The sequence below is a fragment of the Bradyrhizobium sp. SRL28 genome, assembly GCF_018596315.1.
GTDB lineage: Bacteria > Pseudomonadota > Alphaproteobacteria > Rhizobiales > Xanthobacteraceae > Bradyrhizobium.
In genome coordinates, this window is sequence record NZ_JAHEAG010000037.1 from 18,792 (window position 1) to 30,577 (window position 11,786).

Sequence of the window (11,786 nt, forward strand, 5' to 3'; positions counted from 1 at the left end):
TTCGATCGTGGTCGGGACGGCTGGATGAAGGGGGCGGTTGTTGCAGCTGAACATTGGTTTGTTCAGGTCGTTTCTTCCGAGAGCCGGGTGAGGTCCGCAAGCACCGCGGCCACGAGGTCGCGGTGATGCGTATCGGTCGCCGGCAGACCAGCGGAATACAGGTTGAGCACGTAACGCGCCTTGGCCACCGCTTCGGGCCACGAGGTGGCTGGCGCACCGAGGATCTCGATTTCGACAACGCCCTGCTTGTCGCGCAGCAGTTTTGCGTTGGCCTCGACTTCGGCGATCACGCGACGGATATCGGTTGCCTTCTGTGCCGCCATGCCGCGATGTTTGTCGAGCTCGATCGGGGTTTCAGTCACGTGGCGCGCTCGCATCGATGCGTTGCGCGTCGGACAGATCGATCGAACTGATCGAGATCATTTCCATCGCGGAACGTTGCGGCGGCGCACCGGGCACCATGATCATGGTGGCGACACGCCGGAAGCAGGGAAACGAAAGGCCCTCGATCATCTCCTCGTCGGTGACGATTTCGTAAGCCCCAGGTGCGAGCTGCCGGTCGATCCCCTTGATGCGGAACGGGTGCCTGAAATGAACCGTTTCCCGTCGCGTGCGCGTGGTCATGCCGGCCGCCCGGCGAATCGGCGCACGAAGTCATGAGGTTTTGCGGACATCGTCGCAGCGTGCGCGCTTTTGCGGCAATTAGCTATCGTTTTCTCCGCTGACGGCCGCATTTGGTTGAATGAGGCAGCTGGCGCCTTGTATTCGCCGGTTTCGTAGCCACTTCGAGCACTCATCAGCCGGAAAGGCGTTTCGAGTGAAGCTTCGCGTCGGATTCGAAATGCTCTACGATTTTCCGCAGCCGACGCCGATGATCATGGTGCTGGGCACACACTTCACCCGTGCGTCCGATGTCATCGTGCCGGATTTCCTCACCACCGACCCGGTCGTCGAGATCACGCCCTATCGCGACATGTTCGGCAATTGGTGCAGCCGCATGGTCGCGCCGGCCGGCCGCGTGCGCCTTGCCGGTGATGGTGTCGTTCGCGACAGCGGCCTGCCCGATCCGGTGTTTGCTTCCGCGGTTCAGCATGCGGTCGAGGATCTGCCCGCGGACACCTTGGTCTATCTGCTCGGCAGCCGTTATTGCGAGACCGACCGGCTTTCGGAAATCGCCTGGCAATTGTTCGAGAAAACCCCGCCGGGCTGGGCGCGGGTCCAGGCGATCTGCGATTTCGTCCACCGTCACATCGCCTTCGGATATGAGCACGCCCGCGCCAGCAAGACGGCGTGGGAGGCCTATGAAGAAGGCAAGGGCGTCTGCCGCGACTATGCCCATCTGGCCATTGCGTTCTGCCGCTGCATGAACATTCCCGCGCGATATTGCACGGGCTATCTCAGCGACATCGGCACGCCAAAGCCCTGGGCCGCAGGCGATTTCGCCGGCTGGTTCGAGGCCTATATCGGCGGCCACTGGCGCACCTTCGATCCGCGCAACAACGTGCCGAGGATCGGCCGCATCCTGATCGCGCAGGGCCGCGATGCCTCCGATGTGCCGATCACCCAGACTTTTGGGCCAAACACATTGGCCGGCTTCAAGGTCTGGACCGACGAGGTCGCGTGACGACGGAACCGTTCCGCGTCGACTGCTTGATTTGAAACTGCGACCAACCGGGAAGGAACTTCGGATGAAGACGACTCTCGCCGTGCTGGCATTGTGCGTGTGTGCGACGGGCGCGCTTGCCGCGGCGCCGGAGTGCCGCGTGATCGAAAACGCCAATGCGCGCCTGTCGTGCTACGACGCCGTGTACCCTCCGAAAATGGAAAAGACCGCAGTCTCCGAAAGAGACCCGTCGCGGGCCGCCCACAAGGATCCCTTCAGCGCGGAAGACGCCAGGACCAACGCCAGGCTGAAGAATATCTGCCGCGGTTGCTGAGATCGAGGCGCCCGGCTGGTAGGGCGGCTTCTCCGACCGGACGATATTGGCGCGACAACCAGCCTTGCTAGCTCAACAAGGTGCGCACCTTCATGACGGCATCGTAGACCTGGACCTGAAGCATCGGATAAGCGGTCTTCAGCTTTCGGCCGGAGACTTCAGCAGCTTCGGCCGTGTCAAACTCCGACTTGAAATGGCCGTCGACGATCGTCGCGAACCCTTCGGTCGGAGGCCTGTCGGCCCGCACCGCCTTCTTCGGCTCCGGCTCTTCAATGGATAGCAGGGGTTTCTTCATCGTCATTCCTTTCGCGTTCACCGCGATTATTCGATCTGCATGGAAGCTGGTTTCAAAAGCCGCGGCCGGCGCATCGTGATGCGCGTCTCCGTGGAGTTACCACTGGACGGTAACGGCTGCTGCGATCAGGAGACCAAGAACAACTGGCACCAGAATTGGAGGTACCAGCCAATCTCGCAGATAGAATGGTTGGCTGGTGGACATATTAACCGCCCGCCGTGTGGTGGGGAGTATAACACTCTCCGTCACCAATAGCAGCCAATGAGGGGCGGTGGTGCGTACAGCAGACGCTCCTTTCGTCACGATGTCGAGGGAAATCCCCAAAACGAAGGCAATGGTGGGCGTTCATGCCGCATCTTATCCGATCGCGATAGCAACGTGATGTGGGGCCGTGGTCGATCTCCGGCCGTACCAGGCGTGCTGTTTTGCACCATATCGATCGCGCGAAGCAAAATGGTTGCTATTGGGCACGGCAGTATCCATATGAGCAACAGCGTACCCGGTTCGCAACAAGGCGTGTCCGGCAGACGCGACGCTTAGCCAAAATATCTGCGGACGATATCGACCAGCGGCATGTCGCTTCGGCGTGCGCGTTACGGGTCAGGAGACGCTATGTCTATCGAACACGCGTCTGTGCGGGCCATGCCCAAGCCCTGGGGTGTCCGCGATCTCCAGCCATGGAGCAGCGTCGACGGTGCCGTGGATGCGGTGGGAGAGCTCTGGTTCGAGCGCGCCGACAGCGGTGCGCCTATTCCTGCTTTGCTTCTCAAGCTGCTGTTCACCAGCGCGCCGTTGTCGATTCAGGTCCATCCCGACGATACGTTTGCGCGCGCGATGGGGATGCCGAACGGCAAGAGCGAAGCATGGTACGTCATCTCGGCGGAACCGGGCGCGCAGATCGGCGTCGGTCTTACTCGACGGATCACGCCACAGGAGTTGCGCGCGGCGATCACCAATGGCTCGATCGTTGATCTGGTTCAATGGCGTCCGGTTGCGAAGGGCGATGTCATCTTCATTCCGGCCGGCACCATCCATGCCCTGGGCGCCGGCATCGTGCTCGCCGAGATTCAGCAGCGCAGCGACACGACATTCCGCCTGTTCGACTACGGCCGAGAGCGTGAACTGCACATCGACAATGGCGTAGCCGTCGCCGACGTCTTTCCGCTTCGGCCGCCACGTCATCCCGTCAGCCTCACGCTTGAGCGAACCGTTCTGGTCGCCAGCCAACATTTTGTGCTCGAGCGGCTTGATCTGCCCGCGGGTTCGAGCTGGGCGCTGCTCGCCGATTCGGAAACCTGGGTTCTCGCGCTCGACGGCCATGCGGCGATCGGATTGGCCGCCCTATCCATCGGGCAGGCGATCTTCGTCGGCGGCGGTCGCGCCAGCATCGAAGTCGGTGCCAACGGATTGACCGCCCTGGTCGCGTATCCCGCAAGCGCTCCGATCGGCTCCCTTTTGCACAGGCTCTCCGGGCAGTCGACCAGACCTGTTCAGGCCGTTGCTGCCGACCTGGCGGAACTCACCGCCCTGGCCGGGGTGCTCGCATGACGCCGCTCCGCAAGATCGCGGTGATCGGCAACTCGTTGCCTCGTCGCTGCGGAATCGCAACATTCTCGACCGACCTGCAACGCGCGATCTCCAATTCACGGCCAAACCTGCAAACCTGCATTGTGGCGATGACCGACCACGACCAGACCTATGACTATCCTGCTTCGGTCGCATTGCAGATCAAGGACGGCAGCATCGAGGAGTATGTCGGCGCCGCCGCGTTTCTCAACGCCGGGCGGTTCGACATCGTCTGTCTGCAGCACGAATTCGGAATTTTCGGCGGCGACGCCGGGGCTCATGTCCTGGAGTTGCTGTCGCGCCTGACCATGCCGGTCGTCACTACGCTGCACACGGTGCTGGCCGCGCCGACGGCGGCGCAGCGCGCGGTGATGGAGCGCATCGTCGAGATGTCCTCGAAGGTTGTCGTGATGGCCAGCAAGGGCCGTGAACTGCTGCGCAACGTCTATCGCGTGCCGGACGACAAGATCGAGGTCATCGCCCATGGCATTCCCGACTTTCCGTTTGTCGCGCCGGACGCGGCAAAGGCCAAACTCGGCTTCAGCAACCGGTCGGTCATTCTGACGTTCGGCCTGCTGTCCCCCAGCAAGGGCATCGAGGTCATGATCGACGCCATGCCCTCGATCCTGCAAAGGCGGCCGGACGCGGTATATGTGGTACTCGGTGCGACGCATCCCAATCTGGTTCGCGACCAGGGCGAAGCCTATCGCGGCAGCTTGATGGCGCGCGTGCGCAAACTTGGCGTCGAGGACCACGTCGTCTTCCTCGACCAGTTCGTGGATCAGGCGACGCTGCTCGAATTCATCTCAATGTGCGACGCCTATGTCACGCCCTATCTCAACGAGGCGCAGATGACGTCGGGCACGCTGGCCTACAGCTTCGGTCTCGGCAAGCCGGTGGTCTCGACGCCTTACTGGCATGCGCGCGAGCTGCTGGCCGACGGCCGCGGCGTTCTCGTTGCCTTTGGTGACCCGATAGAGACCGGCAACGAAATAGCGGGCCTGCTTACCGACGGGCCTCGCCGGCAGGCGATGCGCGAGCGCGCCTACGCTGCCAGCCGGTCGATGACATGGGAGCGCACAGCCGAGCGTTACATGACCGCCTTTGAAAATGCACGGCACGGCCACCGGCTGAAGGTGATCGCGCGTGCCGCGCCGGACGCGATCGCGCCGCACGGCCCCGCTGTACCCGATATGCAACTGGGCCATTTCCTGTCGATGTGCGACGATACCGGCCTGTTCCAGCACGCCGTGCATTCGGTGCCTGATCGCGCGCACGGTTACTGCGTGGACGACAACGCCCGCGCGTTGCTGTTGGCTTGCGCGCTTAATGAGCCGGGCGAGCATCCGCTTTCGGAAAGCCAGACTGGCCGGTTTGCCGCCTTTGTGCAGCATGCGTGGAATCCCGATACCAGGCGCTTTCGCAACTTCATGGGTTTCAACCGGACCTGGCTCGAAGATGAAGGCTCCGAGGACAGTCACGGGCGAACGCTGTGGGCCCTGGGTGAATGCGCGCGGAAGGATGCCAGCCGGTCACGGCGTCGCTGGGCGGCGGCCTTGTTTGCCGAAGCCCTGTCGACCGCAGCGGCCTTTCGTTCGCCTCGCGCAATGGCCTTCACGCTTCTTGGCCTGGACGCCTATTGCGCCGTAGCTCCGGATGATCAGCGCGCCCGTGAGATCAGGCATTCTCTTGCCGACACGCTGATGTCCGCCCTCGCTTTGGTCGAGACGCCGGACTGGGTGTGGTTCGAGGAAGGCCTGGCGTATGACAATGCGCGCCTGCCGCAGGCCCTGATTGCGACAGGCCTCGCAACGCAAACGTCCGCCTATGTCGATGCCGGCTTGAGAACGCTGCGTTGGTTGATGACGCTGCAAACGACGTCGACCGGGCATTTCCGCCCGGTGGGTACGACGAGCTTCGGCGAACTTCGAAAGCCCCCCGGGGCCTTCGATCAGCAGCCGGTGGAAGCCACCGCCACGATTGCGGCGTGCCTGACCGCGTGGCGCGCTGACGGCGATGCCGAATGGAAGGCCATCGCGGCCGAGGTTTTCTTCTGGTTCTTCGGCGGCAACGACCTGTCGGTTCCGCTCGTCGATGCCGAGACCGGCAGTTGTCGCGATGGGCTGCATCCCGATCGTGCCAACGAAAATCGCGGCGGCGAGTCGGTGGTGTCCTATCTGCTGGCGCTGGCCGAGATGCGCCAGCTTGCGCGCGCCAACATCAATCCGACGAACCCCGTGGCGCTTCGCGCCATCGGTGCTTGAGTTAAGCGTTCACTCACGCAAACGCGAACAGAGGACATCTCGTTGCAAGCCACTTTTGTCAATCGGCGGGCGCTCTATCTGCGGCCTGATCCCGCGCGCGTGATCGTGCGTCCGTTCAAACCGACGACCGAACCGCGCGATCTCAACCCGACCGACAAGACGCGCGCCAACCATATTGTCGAGCGCGTTCTCAATCTCGATCCGCAGGCCGCGGCAGGTCAACTGGCCGATGTGCTGGAAAATTTCCAGGGCCGGCACCGCAACCTGCTGGAGACGTTTGAGCGCCGGGCCGACGAAATGGAGGAGGCGCTGCTGGCGCACTGTAGGTTTTCCGAAGTGCAGCGCCAGCTGATCGGTGCCTACTTCCTGCACGAATATTCCTTCGAGGCGTCGGCACTGTTCAATCCAAGCATCGTGCCGCACCCCGACCAATCAGGAATCTCAAAGGGCAGCCTGCGCTTCATCCTGAGCCTGCGAGCCGTCGGCGAGGGGCACGTATCGTCGCTCACGTTTCGCGCCGGCGTTATCGCTGCGGACGGCAGCATTACAGTCGATCCGACGGCCCGCCTCGCCACGAGCCCCCGGATCGCGCACCGGACGGCCGGACCGATCGGCGACGAAGTCGAAATCGTTTTCGGGCCAGCGCCGGACATCAGCGAACGCGTGATCTTTCCGGTGACGGAGTCGCAATCGAACGGCATCGAAGACGCGCGCTTCGTCCAATTCAGCGATGGCGACCGGACGACCTATTACGCAACCTATACCGCCTACAAGGGCACTGCGATCCGATCGGAACTGATCGAGACCACCGACTTCCTCTCGTTTCGGATGACGCCGCTGCAAGGCGCAGCCGCGCGCAACAAGGGCATGGCGCTGTTCCCGCGCAAAATCGGCGGCAGGTACGCCATGATCGCGCGACAGGACAACGAGAATCTCTATCTGATCTATTCGGACGATCTCTATAGATGGGAAGGCGGTCAGGCGATCCTGAAGCCGCAATTTCCCTGGGAGTTCGTGCAGATCGGTAACTGTGGATCACCGGTCGAACTGGAGGAAGGCTGGCTGATGTTGACGCATGGTGTCGGCCCGGTTCGAAAATATTCGATCGGCGCAGCACTGCTCGACAAACGCGATCCGTCCAGGGTGCTGGCGCGTTCGAGCGAACCGTTGTTGCGACCCGAACCGTCCGAACGCGAAGGCTACGTTCCCAACGTCGTCTATACCTGCGGGGCGATGACGCACAATGATCAGCTCATTTTGCCCTATGCCGTATCGGATACGTACTCCAACTTTGCAACGATCCAGATTTCCGCGCTGATGCGATCGATGTCCTGAATCCGAAATCGCGCGGTGCGGCTTGTATCCTCAAGGGAGAGCGCCATGGCTCGCGAAACAAGCTACTTCGTTCAGGCATTCAATGCCGGCCGGGGAGGAAACCTGAAGGCCGACGCTCCGATCGCCTGCAAAACGGCAACGGGCGCGCTTCGCACCGCGGAGCGGCTGGCCTTGAGCAAGCTCGGGGTCGTTGCCTTCTCATCCACCGGCGATCCGGAGATGGGCGACTATGATGACGAACCGACGGTCATCTTCCGCAAGGGAGAGCTGCCATCGGCCTTCGATTGAGACAGGCCCGGCAACTTTCCGTGGATCGGGCCGGCTGTCGGACCGAACATTTCGACCTGCTTCGAGTTGGAAGCGACAGGATTGCGTCAGCGGTCCTTCCATAGTCGCGATGGAGGTTGGGATAGGTTAGGTGCGAGCGTTACCTCCAGAAGGGAGCTCTCGATCGTCTCCGCGGCGTTATAACGCTCGCTATTCCCAGGACGCGAGCCTAGGGTTGATCATCACCGCGTTTCCCACGGCGTCTATCGGTGACTGAGGGTCAGGAACGCTCCCGCCGCGACGGACGGAGCTTTTGTTGTCCCAGTTTTGCTTGGCCGACCGGATCGTCGCGCCGCTAATCGTCCCGCAGTTTCTTCCTTTGTCGGTGGTGGCCGTGGCATTTTCCTGCATGAATAGGGCGACGGAACTGCCTTACCTGATCAGCGGCAACAATCAATTTGGCCGGGTCAATCTTAGCCGAGTGGCGGCAGGTGCCGCCGTCAAGAAGGCGAAGGAGCTTTTGCAGGAAGGTTATCTGGACGTGAGGATATCTACGCCTCGGGGCCGGATCCTGCTGTCCGATGAGTTCGATCAGCTTGAAGGATAGCGGAGCGCCCACAAGAGCTCCGGGAGGCAAGCCATGAGCGTCAGGGCCTTCAAGACCGCCGATGAGCTCCAGGATATGATTGTCGAGCAGGCAAAAGTCCTCCATGGTCCCTGGCCTTCGGGGATGACGATGTTTGTTTTCGACGATGCTTACGGATGGAGCGCGAGCATCAGTCGGCCCATGTCGGAAGCCGACAATTTCTATCGCACCTGCGCGCTCGATCTGATCAGGACGTTGAAGGTCAGATATGATCTGGACGCGCCTCGCTTCTAATCGACGATATCTGGCCGAATCTGCATTTAGTTCCGACGTCACCATCAACCCAGGGAGATCGACATGGCCAAAGGCGAGCAAAGAGGCAATCGGGAAACCAAGAAACCGAAGAAAGAGAAGATTAAGGTAATTGCCGCAGCACCAAGTCAGAAGACCGGAGGCTGGCAGCCGACTTTGGGTTCCGGCAAGAAGAAATAATGTTCGATGCCCCCTGGCCGGGACGGATCATTTTCCGCCCCGCGCTCGCATGGTCTATCGGGGCCTGCTGAGCAGGGTTAATCGCTGACAGTGTCAGACTTTGATCAGCTGCAGCTTCGTGCCCCAGGGGTCGGCGGTTTCGATTCCGTTCGCGATCGCTGCAGCCGGCGCGCCCGCCTGCCGCAGCCGCTGTTCCTGCGCCTGCAGGATCTCCTGCCCCGCGACCTCCAGCGAAAACCACGCAAGCCCCGTGGCTGAGTCGTCGCGCGGACCGGCGCCGGCGCTCTGCCAGACGTTGATCGCAAGGTGATGGTGGTAGCGCCCCGAGGAAAGGAACGCGGCGCCGCTTCGCTTGCGGGTCGGGTCGAAGCCGATGGCGCCGCCATAGAAGCGGTCGGCCTGTTCGATGTCGCCGACGCGCAGGTGCATGTGGCCGATGCGCAGGTCATCGGGTGCCTTGGCATAGTTGGTCGTGCCCGTATCCGTCAGCGCCAGCAGGCCGTCGATGTCGAGCTGGTCGGTTGCCATCGCAACCGAGCCGCCATCCCATTTCCAGGTTTCGGGCGCGCGATCGGCGTAGACCTCGATGCCGTTGCCTTCGGGGTCGTCGAGATAGACGGACTCGCTGACGAGGTGGTCGGCGAAACCGGATAGCGGAATCCTGTTTTTCGCCGCATGCACCAGCCAGCGCGCGAGGTCCTTGCGCGTCGGCATCAGGAACGCGGTGTGATAGAGCCCGGCTGCGTTCCGCGCCTCGCGCGCGGCGCCCTCGCGCCGTTCGAGGTCGAGCAGCGCCACACCGCCCGAGCCGAGACGCGCGCTTGTGGCCGAGCGCTGCATGACGGTGAGTCCGATCGCGTCACGATAATAGTCGGCGACCTTGTCGAGATCGCGCACCCGCAGCGTCACCATGCCGATCCGCATCGGCGTCCGGTTGGCAAAGGTCGGCCCGCCCGTGCCGCCAGCGGTCCCCTCGGCTTGCGCGGCCGCAATGGCGGCCGCAGTCAGCGACGAGGCGCCGGCGAGATGAAGCAGCGTACGCCTCGTCAAGTCGATGGTCATGAAGGCTCCCTTTAAGGACCGGTTGAGCGAAGCAAATTTCGCGCCGATCTGTTCGCTGCCAAGGCCCAGCATACGGCCTGACCGCCGGTTGTCGCAAATGTCGCGATGGCAGTCCCGGAACCATCGTTGCGGCAGGACGTTTGCTCCTGGCAAGCCAATTCAACGATTGGAGATCACAATGACGCGCGTCGCGGCAGCGATCCTCGCCGGGCTGTTGAGCGTGAGTGGCGCAGCCGCCCAGTCCACCGGGGCATCGGGCGATAAGCCGGAAACGGCTTGCACCACGTCGCCGGCAGCAACGACCGGCAAGGGCGAGGAGAAGACCGCCAATTCGATGGCCGTCGAAAAGAGCGCGGTGCTGCCCGATGCCGGCGGCGCAAATTCCGCTGCGCCGACGGTGCAGAGCGGTGGCAAGCCGCTGAAGGTCAGCCCGGACTGCCCGCCGGATTCCAAGCCGAAGTAACAAGTGCGTAGGGTGGGCAAAGGCGCGCTAGCGACGTGCCCACCATTTCACGCTCGCCAGTAATCGTCGGCACGCGGAGCCTGTCATCGGGCGCGCATTTGCGTGACCCGTTGGCTTTGCATTTTCGCCGTCATTGCGTGCGCAGCGAAGCAATTCACGGCTCCGCAAGCCGCGCTATGGATTGCTTCGCTGCGCTCGCAATGACGCGGAGAGGCGGGGCCACCCCAGCCTTTCAATTTCGCGATACAAGCCATGCTCACATTCAAATTCCTTAAGCCGCGGCGGCGATCTATGGTCCGGCCCAATCACCCTGGGAAGCGCAGAGGAAATTGAGCCCGATGGCGGAAGCAGCAAAATCACGAAGCGAGGCGCCGGCCGCGCTGCCGACGTGGCCGGACGAGATCTATCACGTGCTGAAGGACGCGGGCATTCGCCAGGTCGCGATGGTGCCGGACGCCGGCCACAGCCGTCTGATCCGTTCCTTTGAGGCCGATCCCGAAACCCGCGTCGTGACGCTGACGACGGAAGAGGAAGGCGTGGCTATGCTGGCCGGCGCGTGGCTCGGCGGCGAGCGCGGCGTTTTGCTGCTGCAGTCGAGCGGCGTCGGCAACTGTATCAACATGCTGTCGCTGCCTGTCATCTGCCACATGCCGCTGTTGATGATCGTCACCATGCGCGGCGATTGGGGCGAGTTCAATCCGTGGCAGATCCCGATGGGGCAGGGGACGCGCCCCTCGCTGGAAGCCATGGGTGTGATCGTGAACAAGGTGGACGAGCCTGATCTCGTCGCCTCCACCGTGCAGGGCGCGGCGCATCTCGCCTTCAATACCTGGAAGCCGGTGGCGGTCCTGCTCGGGCAGCGCGTGCTCGGCGCCAAGAACTTCAAGGAGCTTGCCCGCAAATGACCAATCCCAACGCACTTCTGCACCGCCGGGACGTCGTCAACGAATTGTTGCGTGACCGCGCCGATCTCCTCGTCATCGCCGGCCTCGGCGCACCGAACTGGGATGTCTCCGCCGCCGGCGATCACCCCAACAATTTTCCGCTCTGGGGCGCGATGGGTGCTGCCGCCATGATCGGGTTTGGGCTGGCGCTGGCGCAACCGAAGCGCAAGGTGCTCGTCATCACCGGCGACGGCGAGATGCTGATGAATATCGGCTCGCTCGCGTCAATCGCGGTGGAAGCGCCGAAGAATCTGACGATCGCCGTCCTCGACAATGAGCGTTTTGGCGAGACCGGCATGCAGAAAACCCCGACCGCTTCCGGCGTCGATCTCGCGGCCATCGCAACCGCTTGCGGCATTCGCACCTCGCGCATCGTCCGCACGATGGCCGAAGTCACCGAGCTCCGCGACTTCGCCCATGAGGGAAGGGGAACGGTCTTCGCGCAGATCAAGATCAATCCCGAAGCGCTGGTGTTCGTGATGCCGCCGGCGGACGGCGTCATCCTGACGACGCGCTTCCGGCAATCGGTGCTGGGAGACGAGGCGCTGTTTAATTGAGAAGCGCTACCCGCACGT

General features: G+C 62.6%; 16 protein-coding genes. 12 read left to right on the plus strand and 4 right to left on the minus strand.

What is annotated here, in order from left to right:
• Positions 1 to 62: 62 nt before the first annotated feature.
• The gene (locus KIP88_RS37320; RefSeq protein WP_214493158.1) at positions 63 to 362 is read right to left on the minus strand and encodes a hypothetical protein; all 300 of its coding nucleotides are present in this window, start codon (positions 360 to 362) and stop codon (positions 63 to 65) included.
• Positions 355 to 624, minus strand: coding sequence for a hypothetical protein (locus KIP88_RS37325; RefSeq protein ID WP_214493159.1), 270 nt, complete (start codon positions 622 to 624; stop codon positions 355 to 357). The genes KIP88_RS37320 and KIP88_RS37325 overlap by 8 nt, the downstream gene beginning before the upstream one ends.
• A gap of 193 nt (positions 625 to 817) precedes the next feature.
• On the opposite strand from KIP88_RS37325, the gene KIP88_RS37330 reads away from it, so the two are divergent.
• Positions 818 to 1,624, plus strand: coding sequence for a transglutaminase family protein (locus KIP88_RS37330; RefSeq protein WP_214493160.1), 807 nt, complete (start codon positions 818 to 820; stop codon positions 1,622 to 1,624).
• A gap of 64 nt (positions 1,625 to 1,688) precedes the next feature.
• Positions 1,689 to 1,937 carry a type VI secretion protein gene (locus KIP88_RS37335; protein ID WP_214493161.1) on the plus strand — a complete coding sequence of 83 codons (249 nt, stop codon included), beginning with the start codon at positions 1,689 to 1,691 and terminating at the stop codon, positions 1,935 to 1,937.
• Between the two features lie 67 nt (positions 1,938 to 2,004).
• Here the strand turns inward: KIP88_RS37335 and KIP88_RS37340 are convergent, their stop codons facing one another.
• Positions 2,005 to 2,232 (minus strand): hypothetical protein, encoded by a 228-nt coding sequence (locus KIP88_RS37340; protein ID WP_214493162.1) that lies wholly within the window; start codon positions 2,230 to 2,232, stop codon positions 2,005 to 2,007.
• A gap of 612 nt (positions 2,233 to 2,844) precedes the next feature.
• On the opposite strand from KIP88_RS37340, the gene KIP88_RS37345 reads away from it, so the two are divergent.
• From KIP88_RS37345 to KIP88_RS47940, 7 genes are all read left to right on the plus strand, one after another.
• Positions 2,845 to 3,780: a class I mannose-6-phosphate isomerase gene (locus KIP88_RS37345; protein ID WP_214493163.1), complete on the plus strand. Its 936-nt coding sequence runs from the start codon at positions 2,845 to 2,847 to the stop codon at positions 3,778 to 3,780.
• Positions 3,777 to 6,062, plus strand: coding sequence for a glycosyltransferase family 4 protein (locus tag KIP88_RS37350; protein WP_214493164.1), 2,286 nt, complete (start codon positions 3,777 to 3,779; stop codon positions 6,060 to 6,062). The genes KIP88_RS37345 and KIP88_RS37350 overlap by 4 nt, the downstream gene beginning before the upstream one ends.
• A gap of 42 nt (positions 6,063 to 6,104) precedes the next feature.
• Positions 6,105 to 7,397 (plus strand): glycoside hydrolase family 130 protein, encoded by a 1,293-nt coding sequence (locus KIP88_RS37355; protein WP_214493165.1) that lies wholly within the window; start codon positions 6,105 to 6,107, stop codon positions 7,395 to 7,397.
• A 45-nt stretch (positions 7,398 to 7,442) separates the two neighbouring features.
• Positions 7,443 to 7,685 (plus strand): hypothetical protein, encoded by a 243-nt coding sequence (locus tag KIP88_RS37360; protein WP_214493166.1) that lies wholly within the window; start codon positions 7,443 to 7,445, stop codon positions 7,683 to 7,685.
• A 295-nt stretch (positions 7,686 to 7,980) separates the two neighbouring features.
• Positions 7,981 to 8,271 carry a hypothetical protein gene (locus tag KIP88_RS46950; protein WP_249791313.1) on the plus strand — a complete coding sequence of 97 codons (291 nt, stop codon included), beginning with the start codon at positions 7,981 to 7,983 and terminating at the stop codon, positions 8,269 to 8,271.
• Between the two features lie 33 nt (positions 8,272 to 8,304).
• Entirely contained in the window at positions 8,305 to 8,544 is a 240-nt protein-coding gene (locus tag KIP88_RS37370; RefSeq protein WP_214493167.1) for a hypothetical protein, read from the plus strand.
• Positions 8,545 to 8,607: 63 nt separating this feature from the next.
• On the plus strand, positions 8,608 to 8,742 hold the full coding sequence (locus tag KIP88_RS47940) for a hypothetical protein (RefSeq protein ID WP_274542254.1): 135 nt from the start codon (positions 8,608 to 8,610) through the stop codon (positions 8,740 to 8,742).
• Positions 8,743 to 8,835: 93 nt separating this feature from the next.
• Here the strand turns inward: KIP88_RS47940 and KIP88_RS37375 are convergent, their stop codons facing one another.
• On the minus strand, positions 8,836 to 9,804 hold the full coding sequence (locus tag KIP88_RS37375; protein WP_214493168.1) for a VOC family protein: 969 nt from the start codon (positions 9,802 to 9,804) through the stop codon (positions 8,836 to 8,838).
• 178 nt (positions 9,805 to 9,982) lie between these two features.
• Between KIP88_RS37375 and KIP88_RS37380 the strand changes: the two genes are divergently transcribed.
• The 3 genes from KIP88_RS37380 to KIP88_RS37390 all read left to right on the plus strand — a co-directional run bounded on the left by KIP88_RS37380 (position 9,983) and on the right by KIP88_RS37390 (position 11,768).
• Complete coding sequence (locus KIP88_RS37380; protein WP_214493169.1) at positions 9,983 to 10,267, plus strand: hypothetical protein; 285 nt, start codon at positions 9,983 to 9,985, stop codon at positions 10,265 to 10,267.
• A 338-nt stretch (positions 10,268 to 10,605) separates the two neighbouring features.
• On the plus strand, positions 10,606 to 11,172 hold the full coding sequence (locus tag KIP88_RS37385) for a thiamine pyrophosphate-binding protein (protein WP_214493170.1): 567 nt from the start codon (positions 10,606 to 10,608) through the stop codon (positions 11,170 to 11,172).
• On the plus strand, positions 11,169 to 11,768 hold the full coding sequence (locus KIP88_RS37390; RefSeq protein WP_214493171.1) for a thiamine pyrophosphate-dependent enzyme: 600 nt from the start codon (positions 11,169 to 11,171) through the stop codon (positions 11,766 to 11,768). The genes KIP88_RS37385 and KIP88_RS37390 overlap by 4 nt, the downstream gene beginning before the upstream one ends.
• Positions 11,769 to 11,786 lie beyond the last annotated feature (18 nt).

What these genes read in the sequence shown, in the direction of transcription:
- KIP88_RS37390 (WP_214493171.1), top strand. Translation starts at nt 11,169, where the DNA reads ATGACCAATCCCAACGCACTTCTGCACCGCCGGGACGTCGTCAACGAA.
- KIP88_RS37380 (WP_214493169.1), top strand. Translation starts at nt 9,983, where the DNA reads ATGACGCGCGTCGCGGCAGCGATCCTCGCCGGGCTGTTGAGCGTGAGT.
- KIP88_RS37360 (WP_214493166.1), top strand. Translation starts at nt 7,443, where the DNA reads ATGGCTCGCGAAACAAGCTACTTCGTTCAGGCATTCAATGCCGGCCGG.
- KIP88_RS37370 (WP_214493167.1), top strand. Translation starts at nt 8,305, where the DNA reads ATGAGCGTCAGGGCCTTCAAGACCGCCGATGAGCTCCAGGATATGATT.
- KIP88_RS37325 (WP_214493159.1), bottom strand. Translation starts at nt 624, where the DNA reads ATGACCACGCGCACGCGACGGGAAACGGTTCATTTCAGGCACCCGTTC.
- KIP88_RS37350 (WP_214493164.1), top strand. Translation starts at nt 3,777, where the DNA reads ATGACGCCGCTCCGCAAGATCGCGGTGATCGGCAACTCGTTGCCTCGT.
- KIP88_RS37335 (WP_214493161.1), top strand. Translation starts at nt 1,689, where the DNA reads ATGAAGACGACTCTCGCCGTGCTGGCATTGTGCGTGTGTGCGACGGGC.
- KIP88_RS37385 (WP_214493170.1), top strand. Translation starts at nt 10,606, where the DNA reads ATGGCGGAAGCAGCAAAATCACGAAGCGAGGCGCCGGCCGCGCTGCCG.
- KIP88_RS37345 (WP_214493163.1), top strand. Translation starts at nt 2,845, where the DNA reads ATGTCTATCGAACACGCGTCTGTGCGGGCCATGCCCAAGCCCTGGGGT.
- KIP88_RS37375 (WP_214493168.1), bottom strand. Translation starts at nt 9,804, where the DNA reads ATGACCATCGACTTGACGAGGCGTACGCTGCTTCATCTCGCCGGCGCC.
- KIP88_RS37340 (WP_214493162.1), bottom strand. Translation starts at nt 2,232, where the DNA reads ATGAAGAAACCCCTGCTATCCATTGAAGAGCCGGAGCCGAAGAAGGCG.
- KIP88_RS47940 (WP_274542254.1), top strand. Translation starts at nt 8,608, where the DNA reads ATGGCCAAAGGCGAGCAAAGAGGCAATCGGGAAACCAAGAAACCGAAG.